10 protein-coding genes are annotated in these 18,384 nt (G+C 70.5%); 5 read left to right on the top strand and 5 right to left on the bottom strand.

Going from position 1 to position 18,384, the window contains the following annotated elements; all coding sequences use genetic code 11:
• Positions 1-6: 6 nt before the first annotated feature.
• Complete coding sequence (locus DK26_RS25610) at positions 7-603, bottom strand: hypothetical protein (protein WP_066478895.1); 597 nt, start codon at positions 601-603, stop codon at positions 7-9.
• 257 nt (positions 604-860) lie between these two features.
• Here DK26_RS25610 and DK26_RS25605 point away from each other — a divergent pair, with 257 nt between their 5' ends.
• The 5 genes from DK26_RS25605 (at position 861) to DK26_RS25585 (ending at position 14,091) form a co-directional block, all read left to right on the top strand.
• Positions 861-3,248, top strand: coding sequence for a hypothetical protein (locus DK26_RS25605; protein ID WP_066478892.1), 2,388 nt, complete (start codon positions 861-863; stop codon positions 3,246-3,248).
• Positions 3,245-6,784, top strand: coding sequence for a hypothetical protein (locus tag DK26_RS25600; protein WP_066478890.1), 3,540 nt, complete (start codon positions 3,245-3,247; stop codon positions 6,782-6,784). Before DK26_RS25605 ends, DK26_RS25600 begins: the two co-directional genes overlap by 4 nt.
• Positions 6,785-6,911: 127 nt before the next feature.
• Positions 6,912-8,402, top strand: coding sequence for a hypothetical protein (locus DK26_RS25595; protein WP_066478888.1), 1,491 nt, complete (start codon positions 6,912-6,914; stop codon positions 8,400-8,402).
• A complete protein-coding gene (locus tag DK26_RS25590; protein ID WP_066478887.1) occupies positions 8,399-11,056 on the top strand; it encodes a penicillin-binding transpeptidase domain-containing protein in 2,658 nt (885 codons plus the stop codon). Before DK26_RS25595 ends, DK26_RS25590 begins: the two co-directional genes overlap by 4 nt.
• The gene (locus DK26_RS25585; protein ID WP_066478885.1) at positions 11,053-14,091 is read left to right on the top strand and encodes a hypothetical protein; all 3,039 of its coding nucleotides are present in this window, start codon (positions 11,053-11,055) and stop codon (positions 14,089-14,091) included. Before DK26_RS25590 ends, DK26_RS25585 begins: the two co-directional genes overlap by 4 nt.
• Positions 14,092-14,345: 254 nt before the next feature.
• Here DK26_RS25585 and DK26_RS29190 read toward each other — a convergent pair whose 3' ends face one another.
• The 4 genes from DK26_RS29190 to DK26_RS25570 form a co-directional block, all read right to left on the bottom strand.
• The gene (locus tag DK26_RS29190; RefSeq protein ID WP_157089847.1) at positions 14,346-14,594 is read right to left on the bottom strand and encodes a hypothetical protein; all 249 of its coding nucleotides are present in this window, start codon (positions 14,592-14,594) and stop codon (positions 14,346-14,348) included.
• A gap of 109 nt (positions 14,595-14,703) precedes the next feature.
• On the bottom strand, positions 14,704-16,185 hold the full coding sequence (locus DK26_RS25580; RefSeq protein ID WP_066478883.1) for a hypothetical protein: 1,482 nt from the start codon (positions 16,183-16,185) through the stop codon (positions 14,704-14,706).
• A gap of 75 nt (positions 16,186-16,260) precedes the next feature.
• Positions 16,261-16,818, bottom strand: a complete 558-nt coding sequence (locus tag DK26_RS25575; protein WP_066478882.1) for a hypothetical protein — start codon at positions 16,816-16,818, stop codon at positions 16,261-16,263.
• The gene (locus DK26_RS25570; RefSeq protein WP_157089846.1) at positions 16,815-18,368 is read right to left on the bottom strand and encodes a hypothetical protein; all 1,554 of its coding nucleotides are present in this window, start codon (positions 18,366-18,368) and stop codon (positions 16,815-16,817) included. The genes DK26_RS25575 and DK26_RS25570 overlap by 4 nt, the downstream gene beginning before the upstream one ends.
• Positions 18,369-18,384: the final 16 nt, after the last annotated feature.

Below are 18,384 nucleotides of genomic sequence, written 5' to 3'. Positions count from 1 at the left end.
CTGCGCTCAGGCGAGCGCCAGCGCCACGCGCGCCGGCGACTCGGCCGGGCCAGGCTCGAACCGGACCAGACCGCGCCTGAGCCTCGCGCCCTCGCCGAGTTCGCGCAGAACTGCGGCGAGGGAGCGGGCGGAACGCTCGAACACGCCGAGCATGGACTCCGCCAGGCGCGGATCGCGCCAGATTTCCGAAGCGCGCCGGCCGAAAGGCGCGAGGAAGGGCTCGATGCCGCTCCACGCCAGGATCGTCTCGCGCGGCCTTGCTGTGCCTTCGCCGGCACCGAGCAGGATGCGCTCGATGATCGGCGCCCAGACGCCGTCATCATAGCGGCCGATCGGCAGCAGGATGACGAGGCGGCCCGCGCCTTCGAGCGCGGCACGCGCTTCGGCCCCGGCCTGTGCCGGCTCGCGGAAAAGGCGCGGCAGGAGCCGCGGCGCGAGGAAGCTCGCCTGTGTCTCTTGGGCGACCTCGGAATCGTCGAGGCCGGTCAGGACCAGACGGCGCCGGACGACTTCGTCGCCCGTCGGCGCGTCGATGGCGGAAGCGCCCCATTGCGCGGGCAAGGCTGCGGGCAAGGCCGCGAAACAAACCGGCGCTGCCGCCATGAAACCGCTCTCCGCTCTCTACGCTTATCGACCTGTCCGGCCCTGACGAGCAGGACGGAGCAAGCCCGTCCCACAAAGTCACGCGTCCATCTCGGCAAGATTAGGGCGGGACCGCTCGACCTCGCAAGCGAGAGCTTCCGCCAGCAATACGGAAGCTTCGCTGCCCGACATGCCGCAACGTCTTGCAAGTCGACGGACCATCGCGCAAGGTCCGCCTCTGACCTCCTCTCGCGCCAGTCTTTCCGGAGCCCGCCCCCGTGCATCTTTCCGTGGCGCCCGTCGCCATCATCTGGGACGGCTCACGTCATGTCGCCGCGATCTGGAGCGAAAACGCCCGAGCCCGCTTTCTCGCAGCTGAAGAGACTGGTGGCCGTATCACGCTGATCGCGGCCGGCGATGGCGACGACGCGCCGCTCTCCGGCAAGCTGCCGCCCGGCAGCCGCGTGCTTCATGCCGTCACCGTGCCGACCGAAGGCGAGAGCCGCATCGTCTCGATCCAGCTCGACGAGCGGCTGACGCCTGACGAGGCCAACCCGCTCGGCACCGGTCTTGCCCTGCTGCGAGCGCATTCAGATGGCGCCGCCGGCACCTTGGCGATCGAACGCCACTCCCTCGCTGAGCGGCCACAGGACACGCCGGAGACGCTCATTGCCAGCGGCCTGAATCAGGTCGCAGAAACCGGAGCGGGCACTTTACGCCTGCTCGCCGGCCCGTTCATGCACCCTGCGGATGAGCGCGCCACCCTGACGCGCGTCAGCGCCAGCCGAGACGATGGGTTGACGCTCGAATTCCGCGGCGAAGGCAGTGGCGCCGGCATCCTGGTCGCGCATTTTCCGGCCGCGATGCGGCAGGCCCGGCAGACGCTGGCGCAGCTCGATCAGGACCTGCGGCTCGCCGTCGAGGAGGAACTCGACTCGCTCGGCGCGACACCCGCCGATTTGCGCGATAGCGACGCCACCGGCCTCGGGCGCGTTGCCGCCCTGCGGCGGGGCTTTCGCCTGCTGCGGCCTGTCGCCAATGCGGACGGGTCCTGCCGCGTGAGCCTTGCCGACTGGCTGGAAGAGGACGAGATCCTCGTCTTTGCCGAGCCGCGCCGCCTGCTCGTCTGGACCGGTGCCGGTGATGCCGCGAACGGCGCGCCGATGACGATCCGCTGGCAGGACGGAGAGTTCGGCGCGGTCTCGCACCGCGAAAGCTATGCGGCTTCGGTCTCGACCGGGCTCACGCTCGGCGGTGGCCCCGGCCAGGCACTTGTGGTGGCGACGCCCGGCACAGCAGCACCTCTGCGCGACGATCTTGCACTCGCTGCCGGTCGGCTCGCCGACGGCCTCTGGCAGGCCACACCGGCACGAACCGCCCGGCTGAGCCTGATCCTGGCCGAGATCGCGGTGGCACGGGCGCAGGCGCCGGCCGATGCGGGTCCCTTCGCCCGGATCGACGCGCGCGCCAAAACCCCGGAGGCCGGCAGCAACCTGCTGGAGGCGGCGGCCGCCTTGACGGGCCTCGATCCGTCGCGCGCCGACGAGCTCGGCGAGCGCGCGCTCGGCGAGCAGACCGCCATGCTGCTCTGGGCCGTGGAGCAGCCGAAGGTTGCGGCGCGTGCCTGTGCGGCGCGCCTGCTTCTGCCCGCCCCGGGGGCCAAGACCCCGCCGGCGGAAACCGAGCGCCTGCTCGGTTGGTACGAGGATCCGGCGCTGCCGCATCTCCTCGGCCGCGAAGCGATGACGCTGGCCGGACAGGACCGCCGGGCGATGCGACTGCTGCACGACATCGCGGCCTGCGCTCACCAGAGTTGGCTCGATGCGGATGTTGTCGCCGAGGTCGAGCAGACGATCGCCGAGGCCCGCAAGCGTCGCGGCCAGCGCCCGCTGAGCAATCTCGACGGCCTTCTGCTCGCGCTGCGCCGCACTGCGCAGCGCCGGCCGCCTTCAGCACCCGCACTTGAGGAAGTGGCGCGCCGGCGCAGCGAACTCGTCGAGGCCGGCGCGCAATCGGGCCAGTCGCAAGGGCTGCTGGCGGAACTGACCAAGCGGCTGGGCGAACTGACCCCCGGCGAGATCATACTGCTGCACGAACATTTCGCCGGGCTGCGCCGCGCGGCCGCGCAAAGCGCCGCGGCGGGCGAACTGATTCTCAGCTGGGAGAAGGCCGCCGGCCTCGCCGGGCTGGCGGCACGCAACGACCGCAGCGGCGATGCGCTGCGCGGCGCCTCGCGCCTGGCGGCGACCACAGAGGGCTTCGTCGCCACGATCGACGCCATCGAAGGCCTGGCACCGGCGCTCGGCACGATCGAGGCACAGATCGGCCAGGTGCTCGGCGAGGAGGATGCCGCAGCCCCGCACGCTCTGGGCCTGCGCCGGATCCTCGGCGGTTACGCTAGGCTACTGCTCGCCGACCTCGCCCTGCGCGAGGCGGACACCGCTTTAGCCAGCACGCCCTTCGCGGCCAAGGCGCTCGCCGACACCGGCGACCCAGGCTTCGGCGCTGCCTATCGGCGGCTGAGGGCCGGCGCCAGCGATACGCTCGCCCGGTATCTCGCCGCCGCTGTCGCCGTCTCGGGGATAGACCACGAATGGGGCGGCGCTCTTCGCCGCGCCACCGCATATGAAACGGTACCGGCCGAAACCGGAAGAGAGAACGGATGAGCGCCGCGTCCTGCTATAATCTCGAGACCAGGCTCGCGAGCTTCAGCGCCACCATCGCGCTCGACCGCAGCGACGCCCTGATCGACATCCTCGCCTTCGAGGCACCCGAGGACATGGTCAAGGCGGTGACGGTCTCGCTGATCTCGCACGCGCCCGGCTTGCCCAGCGGTCTCGACATCGGCTGGCTGCAGGGCGGCGCCCTGCTCGACAAGGCGGCGGTTCGCGCCGGCGAGCGCCTGATGCTCGGCCTGCGGCGCGAGGCGGTGATGCGCGCGGTCGCGGCCCATCGCCAGCAGGCCGACATCGAGAGCGACGCCAGCCTCGAAATCGCATTCTCGACCATCGTCGAAACGCCCGGCGGCGCGCGCGCCTCGCCGCGCCGCGTCGTCAAGATTGCGGTGCTGGCCGGCGCCTCGCAACCGGAATGGCGGATCGAGCCGGTCGAGATCGATCTCGATTCACTCGCGACGGGCAAGACGCTCGGCGTCAGCCAGATCGCCATCGACATTCCCAAGGACATCGTGCTGGAGGGCCGGCGCGGCCTGACCATCGAGGCGAGCTGCTTTGGCCTGAAGGCGCAGAACCTGTCGCTCGCCATCGCCGCGCCGATGGATCATTCGGTCTCGCTGCGGCGCTATCCCGATGCCGGCGCCAGCACCTGCCGCCATTTGCTCTGGCTCGCCGATGCACCGGCCCTCGCCGGGCAGGAGGTGAGGCTCGACGTCACGCTGACGCGCGACGCCGTGCTCGACTTCGTCGACGAGACGATCCAGGCCAATCCCAAGGCAGCGCTCCAGATCCGCCTGACGGCCAAGCTCGGCGGCTGGGTCGCCCAGGACGGCTCGGGCCATGATCCCGACGGGCCGGCGAGGCCCTGGTCGAGCGCGCTCGAGGCACGTTCCGTACCGATCCGCAGCCAGAACCGCGGCGACGTCGCGCTGACGATTGCCGGTTCGCATCTCAGCTGCCCACTCGGAACGACCTCCGATCTTGAGATCGAAGGCGGCCTAAACGCCGAGGTCGACCCGGACGACGAGACCTCGATCGTGCGCTGCGACGGGCTGGTGATCGACCTTCGGCGCTGGCCGCTGACCCGCACCGCGCCGCTGACCGTCGAGGTGGTCAGCCGGATGGGCGACAACGAGGTCGCCGAGGCGACGACGCCCTTCCCGCTCGAGATCGTCCGCGAGGGCGATTTCGGCCGGCGCGGCCGCGCCGTCGTGCCGATGCAGGCCCTGACCACGACGCTCTCGCGCGCCGTGCGGACGAGCGGGCCCAATATCCTGCGCGGGCCGATCACGGTCGAGCTCACCATCACGGCGGGGGACGATGGCGGCCGCCCGCTGGTGCGCGCGCGCCTGCCGGTGCGCTACAGCCGCCGCGTCCACAGGCTGCCTATCTGCATCGATCTCGGCGCCTCGGCGACCTCGATCTGGTCGGGCGCGCCGCGTGCAGCCGGCCGCGCTACCGAGATCAGGCCGCTGGCGCTCGGCAGTTGGCTGGCGCGGCATGTCGATCCGCGCCATGGCGAGGCCGCCTTGCAGGACGCCGGCGCCGCACCGTTGATCCCAAGCCATGTCGGGCTCGATTCCGGCAATAATCTGCGCGCCGACCATGCTCCGCACGCTTTGCCCGACCTCTCGCTGATCGGCTCCGACCGGGCGACCGTGGCGCGGCGCCTCAAGGCCTTTTCACGGCGCTACGACGTCTCCGCGCCGGCGCCGCCGGCCCAAGGAGGCTTGCCGGAAGGCGGCAAGCGCGTGGATTCCCTGAAGCATGCCCTGACCTCAGGCGCCGTCTCGCTGACGCTGCCCGAGCAGGTCCACCGCTACGACGCGGCGGCGGAGCGGGTCGTCGCAACCAATACGGTCGAGATCGCGCCACTCGTCGCCGACGTGCTCGACGAGCTGGTCGACCTTTATGTGCTGCGCCTCGGCGAGGACCGCCTACGGGTCGAGGACCACGCGCCGGCGCCGATCGTGCCACGCATCCTGATCTCCTGCCCGAGCGGTATCGGCGACGAGATCGCCTCGCGCTACCGGGCGGCGCTCGAACTGTTCTCGCAGCGGCTGGAGCGTCTTTTTCCCGGTGCGACGAGCTTTGCGGACGCCGCCGTCACCGTGCCCGAGGCGGTCGCTGCGGCGCGCTATGTCGCGAGTCTGCCCGAGGTCCGCGCCGCGGTGCCGGACCAGGGTGAGGCGCTGCTGGTGACGCTCGACATCGGCGGCGGCACCAGCGACGTCGCGCTCGCCCGTCTGCGGCGGGACGGCGACCGGCTGACCAACCAGACGCTCGCGACCTTCGGCCTGCCGGTCGGCGGCGACATGATGGACGAGGCGCTGGCCGAGGCCGCCGCCTTGCTGATCGACAAGGCGATGGAGGGCCAAGAGGCACATTGGCAGCCGGCCTTCGCCGAGGCCTCGCTGGCGCGCGCCGTGCAGCGCCAGGATGCAGCGGCGCTCGCCGCGAAAGCCTGGCTGCGCAGTGCCGTCAAACGGGGCAAGGCAAACCTCGCCGCCCGGCTCACGGCCAAATCAGAGGCTGCCCAGGCGCCCTATCGCTGGTATCTGGACGCCCCGGATGAAAGCCTCGACCTCGTCCTCGCCGAGTTGCGGGGGAATGGCGAGACCGCTGGCCTGTTCGTCGCCCAGGGCGAACCGGCACTGGCTGAGGCGGCCCTGCCGTCCGGCATGCGCCTCGCGCTCGACCCGGCCGACCGCGCGGGAACGCGGCGCCTCATCCTGAAGCTGCCGCGCACGGCTCTCGAAAAAGGAGCCGGCGCAGCGTCCGAGCGCCTCGCCGAGATCGCCGCCGTGCTCGGCGGCATGCTGCCGCGCATGGCGCGGGCCGCCGGCCCGAACCCGCAGCAGCGGCCGACCGTGGTGATGGTGCCGACCGGCCGCGCCGCGCTCTGGCCGCCGATCTTCGAGGCCATCGCCCAGGAAGCGAAGCTCAGCCACGCCGCGCTGCCGTTCGAGCGGCCGTTCTCGCCGGCGGCGATGAAGAAGGCGGTGATTGCGGGCGCCGCGATCCTCGGCATCGAGGGCGACATGGCCGGCAGCGCCGTGCTGCACAAAAACCCGCTCGGCATCGCCGCGATGGCGGTGCAGATGCGCGACCTCGGCGCCACCGGCCTGCGCACCGAGTTCGCCGCCGAGCGCATCCATTATCTCGGGTACGATATGGGCTCGGGCGACCGGCTCCATGCCGAGCATGACGAGGTCGCCCCCAGCCTCGGCGGGCGAGCCAATCTCGGCCGGCGCTTCCAGTTCGTGCGCACGATCCCCGGGCTCGACCCGCAGGGCAAGTCCTTGTCGCGGCTGCGCCCGCTGCTCGCCGGACAGGACCCGATGGTGCTGCTCGAAGGCGATTCGATCGTCGAGGCGCATCGCGAGGGGCTGGACGGCTTCGGCATCTGCGAGATCGTCTCGGAAGTGCTCTCGCCGACCAGCCGCAAGGTCACGGTGCTCGCCGCCAATGAAGGCTGGGAAGCCTGCTGGCGGATCGAGCATGACCGCGTCTCGCGCATCTACTGAGGCGAGCAAGATCGTGACGGACCTTGCCGCGAAAGCCGCTCTGACCGCAGCAAGAGCAAGCTGGCCTCGCTCCCGCGCTGCGCTTCCACCTGTTTCCAGCCCTTCCTACGCCGAGTGAGCTGACGCCATGGCCCTGCCCGACCTGATGGACCTGGTGATGCATGATCCGCGCAGGCTGACCTGCCTGCGCGCCGTCGCCGGCGAGGCGGGCGAGCCGATGCCCGGCATCGAGAACCTCTGGCGCAAGCCGGTCTTTGCCCTGACCCAGGCGGGGCAGCCGACCAAGGATGCCCGGCTTTCGCTCGAAGACCTGATCGACCGCAATCGCGGTATCGCCCTGATCGATGGCGGCAGCGGGCCGCAGCCGATCGACATACCCTTCACCTCGATCGTGGTGCTGACCGCCGAGGCCCTGCCCGGCGCACAGGAGCTCGGCCGCTTCCTCGCCGACCGGATCGAGCAGCGCTTCCGCGACGTGATCGACCCGGATGTCGGCGTCACCATCCATGTCGAGCAGAGCATGCATGCGGCCGCCCCGGTCGCGGTCTATTTCGGCCATGGCGTGCACGCGCCGCCGCAGGGCGGGCTGCCGCCGCGTGGCGAGGTGATCATCAAGCAGAATGCCGATGTCGCCATCGGCCAGCCGATCATCGGCGCCAACACCGCCGGCGGGCTCTATCCCGGCCAGTCGCGCTTCGCCTTCTCGCGCAGCGAAATGCTGACCCCGGCCGTCCACCCCGACCTGCCAGCCGGGACGATCTTCTTCCTCGGTCGCTACCCGGTCGATTCCTCAGCCCGCGATGCCGGCGGGCTGCCGCTGCTCACCGCCCTGCCGCAGACGCCGGAGGCACGGGCCCAGGCGATCCAGGTCGAGACGCTGGCGACACCGACGCAAGGCGGCATCGATGCCCGCTTCGAGATCCTCGGCATCCGCCCGCAGACCGGCCGCGTCTCGCTCGGCATGGTCGACGTCATCCTCGACCGCCGGCCCTGCCGCCTGCACCAGCAGCCGCCCAAGGGCCCGCACCTCGCCGTGCTCGGCCTCGCCATCCCCGAGAATTTCGGCGGCCGGCGGATGGCGCGCTACTGGGTCGAGCGCAGCCATGGCGGGCGCCTGATGTCCTCGGCCATGCTCGCTGCGCGCGACAGCATCGTGGTGCAGGGGCGCGATGCCCGCCGCTATGACCGCCGCGAGCTGCGCTACACCCGCGCCGGCGGCGAGTTCCGGGCCGAGAGCATCGGCTTCGACAATCGCCGCCGCTCGGTGCTGATGCTGGAGGAAGGCGAGTTCGGCTATATCGCCCTGCCCCGCGAGCAGACAGCGATCTCCTTCGGTCCCGACCAGTCCTCGCGCGGCTATGGCAGCTTCGACTGGCTCGGCGAGGCCGTGCGGGTGCAGTTCGGCTCCGGCGTGGTCGAGCGCCTCGACAATCTCTATGATCACAACCCGGTCGGCTTCATCGCCGCGGTGCCAGGCGGCGTCGCCGTGCAATCGGCCGGCGACATCTGGATCCTCGGCGAGCGCAAGGCGCAGCCGGCCGGAACCTGCACAATCCCCGCAAACGGGCCCTTCGTGCTCGGGCCGCTGGTGGTGGAGCTTCGGGGGGCGACGCCATGAGTCATCCGCTCTTCCGCGGCCTCAAGCGCAGCCTGGTCGCGATCGCCGTCGGGCTCGTCACCATCGCCGGCTTCCTCTGGCTTTCGGGCGGGCTGATCGGCGAGCTCGCCGCCAGCCGGGCCTGGATCAAGCAGCCCGATTTCACCGAGACCAGCCGCTCGAACGAGGATCTGTTCACCCAGGCCGTCTCGACCGGGCTGATCTGGCTCGACCCGGCCGGGCCGACGATCCGCTCGCAGCCCTGCGAAGCGCTCTACGACGCCTCCCTGACCGTGCCGACACCGCAGGGCACCAAGGAATTCTCGCGCACCCTGCTCGACCGGCTCTGCAACCTGCCTGCCGGCCAGCAGATCCGCTCCGAAATGCTGGCCTGGAACAACTCCTTCCTGATCGCCGCCGCCCGCGACGACCGCGCGCCGGACCGGCGCTGCGCCGACGGCACGCCACTGACCCTACCGGTCGTGCCGGCCGGCTGCCGGCCTTCGAGCTGGACGGCCCGCGTCGCGCAGACCACCGATCTCGCCGCGCCGCTCAACGTGATGCCCAATGCGGTGCCGCCGCCGCGCGACTTCTCCGACTTCGCCACCCGTCGCGCCAACCAGCTCTCGGACTGGGCACTCTTCGGCCCGTTGCGCGAGCGTGACGACCGCCTCGCCCTGTCCTCCCGCCTGCCGGCGGGCAGCCGACGCATCACCGTCGACATGATCCTGGAGCCGAGCCGCATCGTCGTCGGCAACGAGCGGGCCAATCTCGACCCCAAGCGCGACCAGCAGACCGTGCGCCTCGCCGGGATGAGCATTGCGGCCGAGCGGATCTGCTCCGACAGCGACGATTTCGCCAGCTGCGCCGAGGAAGCAGCGCAGGGCCTGCCACATGGCTGGCGCTTCGTGATCACCGGCCAGCGCCGGCGCGAGACCGAGATCACGGTCGAGGGCTCGCCGGTGCGCGCCGTGCCGCCGCGGGCCCGCGAAATCCTCGGCGGCACGACGGCGCAGGCCGAGGACGGCAAGGTCAAGCTCTGGCGCTCCTCACATATCGAGGCCGATTGCGAACGGGCCAAGGCCAAGCTGGTCTGCGAGCTCGGCTGGCGCGGCGCCGTCACCCAGCGGCGCAGCGGCGCCGGCCGGGCGCTCGCCTTCGCCGACGGCACGCCGGCGCTCGACGCCAATGGCGTGCCACTGCCGATCGTCGACGAGCTCGGCCTGACCGCGATGATCGGCTATGGCGCCGGCGATGTCGGCTCGCTCTCGGCCGCGCTCGGCCGCGCCCGCACCCGCGAAAACCTCGTCCTGACCATCGAGCCGCGCCTGCAGAAGCTGGTGCAGGAAGCGGTCTACACGCAGATGGGCGAGCGCATCGCCCGCGGCAAGCGCCCGCGCAAGCCCGGCCCGCTGCCGGTCAACCTCGCGCCGGAGCAGGAGCCGCCGGACCAGGGCGACGGCCGCGCCGTCGTGCTGCTGATGGATGCCGGCGACGAGCCCGGCGCCGTGCTCGGCATGGCGAGCTGGCCCGATTTCGTGCCGGGCATGCATAGCTGGGACATCCAGGCGCTCTCGACGGGCCGCGACAGCGACAGCCCACTCGCCGGCCATGGCTGGCGCGCCGGCGACGTCCACACCATGCCGGGCTCGACCTTCAAGCTGGTCACCGGCCTCGCCGGCATCCTCGCCCTGAAGGAGCAGCCGCGCCTCGCCGACATCATCATGGGCCGGACCCCGCCGGCGCAGCAGGCCCAGATCTTCGGCATCCCCGGCGGCGGAACGCTCAACGTCGACGGCGTGCAGATCGCCAACTATGGCGGCGCGGGCTTCAATGTCGGAATCCTGGCACCGTCGCAGACCGGCTGCCCCGACGGCGGACGCGGCGCGCAGATCGGCTTCTGCGAGGCCCTGATCAAGTCGTCGAACCTGTGGTTCGCCGGCGTGGCGCTGACCATGGACGGCAGCAAGGTCGGCGGCAGGCCGAGCACGGCACCGGCCCGCACCGGCACGGTCCTCGCCCGCATGACCGAGCACCTCTACCCGATCACCCAGCCCGGTCAGCTTGCCCAGCCCGGCGTCGACCTGACGCGCGGCATCGTGCCGGGCGCCCAGCGCCTGACAGGCGAGGCGCTCGACCTCGCCGTCGAGGACAAGCGCAACGCCAGGCGCATCGACCTCGTGACGAACTCCTACGGCCAGGGCGTGCGCGCCACCCCGATCGCGATGGCGTCCATCTACGGCTCGCTCGGCGCCCGCAAGGTGATCCGCCCGCGCGTGCTCAAGCCGGTCGGCGACGTCGCCGAGACGCCGCAGCCGAACGAGGGCGAGCCGGTGATCCCCGGCATGGACCCGCGCCAGGCCGAACCCTTCCTCGACGGCGCCCAGCGCGGCCTGTTCGGCGTGGTCAACTCGCCGGGCGGCACCGCCGCCGGCGTGATGGCCAGCCTGCCGCCGGAGATAAGGCGCCGCATCTACGGCAAAACCGGCACCGCCGACACCACCGACGGCATGAATTCGGCCTGGTTCGCCGGCTGGATGAACGATGTCGCCGGCAGGAAGCGCGTCGCCTTCACCTGCCTGGTCTCGCATACGCGGGAGACCGGCGGACGCGCCTGCGGCCGGCTGATGGCCGGGCTGCTCGGCAAGGTCGCCGCGCTCGGAGACAAGAAGTGAGCGAAACGACCGCGCTGCGCCAGCTCTTCGGCCGCTGGCTCCAATTCCGCCCCATCCGCCTGCCGCGCATCCGGCTCGGTTCGACCGGCGGCGCGGTGACCGGGCTCGTCCTGCTCGCCGCCTGCCTCGCTTTGCTCGGCTTCTGGTGGCACAATACGAGCTACCTGATCGATACGGCGCGGCCGGTGGTCAGCCTCGAGCGGCTCGACCTCGCTTTGGCGCGCGGTGAAACCGTCGCGATCGGCCGGCGCGAGCTGCTGCAGCCGCAGCGCTTCGACTCCGCCGAGACGCGCCATGTGGCCTTCACCCGCCTTCCCGACGGGCGGGTCAACATCCGCAATGTCGCCAACAGTCGTCGGCTCTGGCTCGACTATGCCAATGGCTCGGGCAGCTTCTCGTCACGCTGGCGTTTCCAGCCCGGCGACCGCATCGCCGCCGGAGCGCTCGCTATCACCGTCGACGAGGCCAGCCCGGGCAATCTGCAGCTGACCCTGACCGAGGCAGGCAAGCCGGGGCCCGGCCGCAAGCTGACAGTGCAGCGCGCCGGCCCGGTCTCGACGCTGCGGCTCGACGGCAACGCCTTGCCGGTCTGCCAGCCGCGTAGCGCCGCCGACCGCATCCGCGAGGTCGTCACCGGCATGATCGCCACCGACGAGCGCGGCGAGGACCGCATCGTCCAGATCGGCGGGCGCCTGACCTGCACGGTCAGGGAAGAGGCGCATGTCGCCGCCGGCGCCCTGCCCTTCAAGGCGCTGACCATCGTGGCGCGCGGCGGCGGCTTCTTCCTGGCGCCGGGCGACGCCGTCGATGCGCCGCGCCCGCCCGTGGTCTTCGCCCGCGGCAACCAGCGCGTCACCGATTTCGGCGACATCGCCTGGGAGCTCGATCCCGAAGGACCGGCGCGCCTCAGCCATCTGATCATCGGGCGCACGCGCTATGCGGTCGAGATCGGCGATGAGGCCGGCGGACGCCTGCCGCTGCGGCTGACCCCGCTCAGCAAGACCCACCGCTTCGATCCGGCTGAAGCCGAGCAGCTGCGCGAGGCCTCGACGACGGAAAGCGTGCGGCCGGTGATCACACCGCCGCGCCAGCCCATGTCGGGCGCCGAACTCGGCAATCCGCTGAGTTCGCTCAACGGCGTCGAGCGGATCGTGCGCCTTCTGCTGACGCTGGGCCTTGCCGGCTTCGGCATCCTGTCGGCGATGCATCAGGCCAGCGCCTTCCGCCGTAGCGCCATCCTGGTCAGGCTGGTCGGCGCGCTCGGCGCCACCGGCTTCATCGCCGCGACGACGATGCTGGTGCTGGCGCCGGAACTATCGCGGCTCGGCGGCGCCTCGATCTCCTATGAAGGCGCGCTTCACGCCACCATCCTGGCCTATGCGATCGCCTGCCTTCTGCTGATGGTCGGGCCGCGCTTCACCACGCCGATGCGCGTCGCCTGGCTCGGCCTGCTCGGCCTGTGCTGTCTCGGCAGCCTGACCCTGCTGGCGCTCGGCATCGACGCGGAGAAGACCGACTTCACCATCCATGCCGAGAAGAACAAGCTCCTGTTCTTCGACCTGATCCCGGTCGTCGCGGTCGTCGTCGCCCTGCAGCCGCAGCGTGCCATCGCCGCCCTGCCGCGCTCCTTCTTCATGGGCGTCGGTTTCAAGGACCAGCTGCTGCGCGCGATCCCGGCCTTCCTGATCCTCGTCGCCTTCGTCGCCTGGGGCGTGCTCGGCACCGAGACCGGCGTCGCCGGCTTCCAGCCGGTCGAACTCGGCAAGATCGCGCTCGTCCTGGTGCTGGCCCATATCTTCCTCGGCTTTTCGCGGATCGACTTCTTCTACAACCAGCGCCACTACATCTCCTGGCTCGGCGTCAGCCTGGCGACGGTCTTGGTCTTCATCCTGTTCCTGACCGCGATCCCGTTCCTGAAGAGCGACTATTCCCCGGCGCTGATCATCATCATCACCACCGTGGTGCTGGCCTTCGCCTTCCTGCTGCCGAGCACGCTGAAACGCCTGTTCGAGATCACGCGCGTCTTCCTGCGCCGGGCCGATGCGCCGCAGCGGAAGGTCCGCAAGCTCGGCTGGCCGCGCGGCGGCGTGCTGGCGCTGGTACTGGTGATCCTGCTCTGTATCAACGCTGCGCTGATCTACGCCTTCCCCGGCCTCGTCACCTACGCGATCTCCGGCCAGTGGAGCCTGCCGAAGGAGCGGATCGCGGCGATCGACACCCTCGAGAAGGCACGCGGCGGCGCCTTCCGTGTGCCGGCGGAGCGGCTGCTCACCTGGTACGATCTCGACCATGCCAAGCTGCGCAGCGCCGCTGCCGGGGAGGCTCGCAATCCCGACGTCATTCACCGCGATCTCGGCTTCCAGCTCCTGCAGTCGAAGGTGGCGCTGGCCGAGATGCCCTGCACGCTGGCGCGGCTCGATCTCGGCCTCGACAAGACGCCGCCGGAGGTGCGCCGGGCGCTCGACGAACTGCCGCCCTCGCCGGTCTCGCTCTGCGCCATGCTGCCCGGCGCACGCGCGACGCCGATCGCCGAGCGCAAGAGCGAGATCGTCGACGAGACGGCGAGCCGCTTCACCGTCAGCGACCTCGTGCGCGTGCCGGTGGTGCAGAACGATTTCATCGCCACCTTCCTGATGGTCCGCTTCGGCCTTCCGGCCGGGCTGGCGCTGCTTGCAGCGCAGGTCGTCACCGCCTTCGGTCTGCTGGCGCTCGCCGTCGGGCTGATGCGCGAGCGCGCCATGGGATCGGCTCAGGAAGGCGCGAACAAGGGCATGGCGATCGTGCTGGTCGGCATCGTCACCATCTTCGCGCTGCACTGGAGCATTTCCTGGGGCAATGCGCTCGGCCTCCTGCCTGTGATGGGCCAGCCGATGACCTTCATCGCGGCCGCGACCTCGCATCACATGCTGATGGCGCTGCCCTCGATCGCGATCGCGCTGATCGCCGGGCGCCTGGCCGCGATCCGCCAGCTCTCGCCGACCAGCGACCCGCCGCCCTGGGGCCTGTGGCGCGGGCTGACCCGGGCGGGGCTGTAGGCATAAGCCCCGCGCACGCCCTTCGGGCGGAGCGGAACGGCAGCGACCGGGAACTGCGGCGAGAGCGCCCTGCACTCGCCCGCACCCGCGCCCGCCCGCGGGGATCGCCCGCGAAGCCGCTCGCGCGCCAAGGGCCCCGCCAAGACAAGCGCGCACGAGCAGCACAAACCGCTTGCGCTGGTGTTCGGAACGGCCGGAGGATGGCTGGGACGATGCGCGCGCCGCTTGACTGCGGCGATGGCGCCGCTGCCCTGTCAGCTGCGGTTGGTGGTCCTCCAGCATGCGGGCGATGTGCTGGCTTTCCAGACCCCCGTCTGCTTGCAGACCTCAAGCCCGGTCAGACACCCCGGCATACATCGAGGCGATCCCTGACAACGCGATTCGCAGGTCTTCATCATCTGACTGCACGAATGCCTGACGGTCTGGCAGCCATCCTGGGCGAACGCCGCCGAGGAGAAACCAATGCCGGCGAGAGTTGCCAGCAGCGCAAATGCCTTGATCATCTCGTCCTCCGCTGATGGTGCGAGGCACCGTAGGCACGGAGGCTAGCGCGCGTCCTAACCCAAATGGGTAGGCGACAGCACAGCCTAGGACAGAGCGCTGGCCGTGCTGTCAGCGGCGCTTGATCTCGATGGCGAGCGGCTTCGGTTCCTCGATCCGGATGACCGGGAAGGCCGAGATGCCGCTGCGGATCGCCGTCGGGTTGAAGACGAGGCGCGTGGCGCTCGATTTCGAGGCGACGACGGCAGGGCCGGTTCCGGACTGGAATTTGCCCTTGGCGGGAGCGACCGGCTCCAGCGCCAGGCCGCAGATCTCTTGCGCGTCGACCTCGATGCTGGCCGCCTCTGCGACATCGACCGCCGTCTCGCTATAGCGCGGGGTCAGCTCGTAGATCTGCGCATCGCAGCTGCTGCCGGACGGAGGCGACAGCGTCACCAGTCGCGCCAGCGCCGGCCCGGAGGCAGCCGCAGGTGCGTTGTTCTGGACCGCTGCGCTCTGCTGCTGTGCGGGCTGCGACTGAGGCTGGCTCGGCCTGCTCTGCCCGCTCGTGCCGGTCGAAGGCGTCGACAGGGTCAGAGTCGGCGGCCCCTGGTCGGACCCACGCGGCCCGGGATCGCGCAACGCGTACCAAGCCGCGCCGGCACCGCCCGCGAGCAGGACGACTGCAGCGGCCGCGATCACTGGCAGACGCGACGAGGCAGGCCGCGAGGCTTCCTCGCCGAGCACCGAACGCCGCGAGCGCGGCGCCATATCGGCCATGGGAGGCGCCTCACCTGTGGGCTGCGACTGCATGACAGTCTGCTGCACGGTCTCGGCTGAGCGCGGCGCCTGCTGCGCGGCAGGCTGCTCTGCCGGCTCAGGCTTGAACGGCTTCAGCGCCATCGAGGCGGAGACCGGGGCCGTGGGCCTTTCCGGCTCCGGCGCCGCGACCTGCGGCTGGAACGAGCCCGAGCGCAGATAGAGCTCGATCGGGGCGACAATGTCGGCAAGCGAAGCGACGATCGCGATGTGATGCGGCTGGTTGCCGAGGATCTTGCCGAGGATGCCGGCGGCGCGCTCGGCCTCGTCGCCATGCGGCACCAGCGCCAGAACCGGGGTCGCGCCATGTTCGGCATCGGCGAAGAGGTGCCGCGAGCGATCGATCTTCGTGGTGAGATGGTATTCCTGCTGGGTGACCCGCGCCTCGGCGGCGGTGTCGGCGACGGAGAGGTCTATCGCGCCGGTGCCCCAGATCAGCAGCCGCGCTTCGGACGCCTTGTGCGTCACCGCCTCGCCATGGGCGAGCGCGCAATGCGCGGCCAGCGTCGGCACCATCCAGCTTTTGCCCTGGTCGATTCCACCGGACGCGGCAAGGCGATAGCTGCCGCCATCGGGCAGGCCGAGAATCTGGCGCAAGGGTTCGCCGGGTCGCAGCAGATTGCTATACTGCGTACTCCAGGGCTCGCACACTTCCGAGCTCTCGGTCGCGAGCACGACCCGCGAGACCGGCACGCGGGCCGACCAGGCGAGCTTCTTCAGGACGATGGGCTGGTCGGTGGTGGGCACGACGACGAAGACGCCGGAACGCCTGACGTTCTGATCTCCTGAAGCCATTTCCCTCTCTCGCCAGACTCTGCCGCTGCGGAAGCCAAGCCATCCTCGCCGCCTCCAGGCGGCGTATACTTGACGTTACAGCAGATAAACGCCCGCGAGCGGGTTGGCGAGCATCAATCGCAGCAGATCGCGCTCGGCGTCCTGGCGCGGCAGGTCGATGACGATGTGCTTGTCGACCGGCGCCGGCAGGGAGAGGCGGACAACGCCCTCGATCGAGACCACCTCGATCATGGTCGGAGCCGGCACCGAGTCCGACAGGCACTGGATGATCAGCGCCGGCGGGGCATCGTCCTCCTCGACCACGTCGAGCTCGAAGGAGCCGATGCGCCGGTGGGTCGCGCTGCTGTCATAGGCGGCGGCGGCGAGCTCGCTGCGCGCCACGGCCTGGAAGGACAGCAGGCGGCGATAGAGCCGTGCCGCCTCGGGATCGGTGCGGATGGCGCGCTCGGCGGCGAAGTTGACGGGATCGCCCTTGACCCGGCGGGCATGCGCCCAGAGATCGGCACGGCTGATGCTCGCAGCCGCAGTCTCCTCCGCCTCGGTGCTGGCAAGCGCGGCCAGAACCAGCCGGGCGGCGGCACGTCCGATGCGCGGATCTTCCTCGCTCGGACCCTGGGTAGCGAAATCTGTCATGGCCGTTTCAACCGCCCCTGATAGCGCTGCGAAAACACTTCGGTGAAGCGCGCCTCGTCGAGTGCGGCCTGGGCTGCCAGGTCCACGGATTCTCCGAAGCGCCTTTGTTGCCTGACGATCCGCTGCAGGGCTCCTGCAACGGTTCTCAGTGCTCCCCCATGCCTTGCGAAGATCAGTGCCAGTTTCGCATTGTCGATCCGGAAACTGGCGCGATCATGGCGCCAGCGCCGCAGAACCTTCTGCCCCTCGGCGAGAACCGCCGCATTGGCGGGCCCTTCGAGCGCCTCCAGCGCGACGCCGATCAGCAGCAATTCGTCGAAACGCTTGCCGAGCGCGGCCAGAGCCTGGGCGATGCCGGGATAGTCGAACGGGTCCGCGTTCTGGTCGACCTGCCCGCGATTTGAGCCTGCGACGCGGCGGCTGGCCTCGACCAGCCGATTCTCCCAGGGCGCCACCGCCCGCGAGCGCGCCAGGGTCAACGGCTGCTCGTGAGCGATCGGCAGCAGAGCCAGCGCCCGGCCGACGGATTCGCGCTCCTCCTTGTTGAGGAATTTCGGATCGGCCGGCAGGCGCATCAGTGCGGCGTAGACGCGCTCGCGCACCACGCCGTCCTCGTCCTCCTCCTCGGGCTCGTCGTCATCGTCCTCGTCGAGATCCTCCGGTTCGAGCTCGCCGAGAACCGCCTGGTGATCGAGCCAGGCGATCAGTGCCTCTTCCGGATTCTCGGAGGGCTGGCGCGCCATCAGGCTGTCCATCGAAGCCGGCGCCATGAAGTCGCGGCGGCCGACGCTGGAACGCTCCTCGCGCATCAGCGCGCTGAAGCGCTCGGCAAAGCGCGCAAAGCTCCAGGTCTCGCCATGCAGCAGGGCGAAGCTCCAGAGCGAGACGAGGTCGTCGGGATCGAATTCGCGCTGGCGCTCGCGCCGTCCGCTGGCATTGAGGAAGGCCTCGCGCTGGCGGATCAGATCGGCGAAGGCGAGCAGCGGCAGATGCCGCCGGCGCCAAGCCCGCATGAAGCGCGCCGGTTCCTGCACCGCCCGCTTCAACCCGTCCTCGTCGAAGACCGCGAGGGCGAAGACCGAGTCGAGCGCGCTGCGCAGTGCTGCGAGCCCCCCCTCCGAGCGCTCATCCGCCTCGGCCGCGAACAGGAAGTCCGCCAGCCCCAGCGCCCGCCGCACCCGGCTCCAGGAGAAGGAGCGGGTCTTGCCGGCGCCGTAGGACAGGACGACCTCGGTGGCGGAGGCCTCGATCGAGGCGCCGGCCAGCTCGGCGCCGACGGACTTCTCCTGCCGCAGCGGCCGGAGCAGGATGCCGGTCTCGTCCAGCAGGCAGCCTATGGCGGCGTCGCGTGCCGGCATACGCGGCCCAGCGGTCAATGCCCCCAGCGCGAACAGTACCTGCAGCATGTCCCAGAGCGGCAGGTCGGCATTTTCCGAGCCGCCGCCGGTGATCGCAAGAACGAACTTCTCAGTGTCCCGGGCGGAGAAACGGCGCGAAGAGGCAATGGTGCCGATCTCCGCGACCCGTGCCGGGTCGATGCCCCAATCCATTTGCAAATTGCCCGCA

Origin of the sequence: Allobosea sp. WAO (assembly GCF_001509835.1) — a bacterium.
In the GTDB taxonomy this organism is placed as follows: domain Bacteria; phylum Pseudomonadota; class Alphaproteobacteria; order Rhizobiales; family Beijerinckiaceae; genus Allobosea.
Note: the sequence above shows the minus strand (reverse complement) of the source record. Positions and strands in the feature narration are given on the sequence as shown.

What these genes read in the sequence shown, in the direction of transcription:
- DK26_RS29190 (WP_157089847.1), bottom strand. Translation starts at nt 14,594, where the DNA reads ATGATCAAGGCATTTGCGCTGCTGGCAACTCTCGCCGGCATTGGTTTC.
- DK26_RS25590 (WP_066478887.1), top strand. Translation starts at nt 8,399, where the DNA reads ATGAGTCATCCGCTCTTCCGCGGCCTCAAGCGCAGCCTGGTCGCGATC.
- DK26_RS25580 (WP_066478883.1), bottom strand. Translation starts at nt 16,185, where the DNA reads ATGGCTTCAGGAGATCAGAACGTCAGGCGTTCCGGCGTCTTCGTCGTC.
- DK26_RS25595 (WP_066478888.1), top strand. Translation starts at nt 6,912, where the DNA reads ATGGCCCTGCCCGACCTGATGGACCTGGTGATGCATGATCCGCGCAGG.
- DK26_RS25570 (WP_157089846.1), bottom strand. Translation starts at nt 18,368, where the DNA reads ATGGATTGGGGCATCGACCCGGCACGGGTCGCGGAGATCGGCACCATT.
- DK26_RS25610 (WP_066478895.1), bottom strand. Translation starts at nt 603, where the DNA reads ATGGCGGCAGCGCCGGTTTGTTTCGCGGCCTTGCCCGCAGCCTTGCCC.
- DK26_RS25575 (WP_066478882.1), bottom strand. Translation starts at nt 16,818, where the DNA reads ATGACAGATTTCGCTACCCAGGGTCCGAGCGAGGAAGATCCGCGCATC.
- DK26_RS25600 (WP_066478890.1), top strand. Translation starts at nt 3,245, where the DNA reads ATGAGCGCCGCGTCCTGCTATAATCTCGAGACCAGGCTCGCGAGCTTC.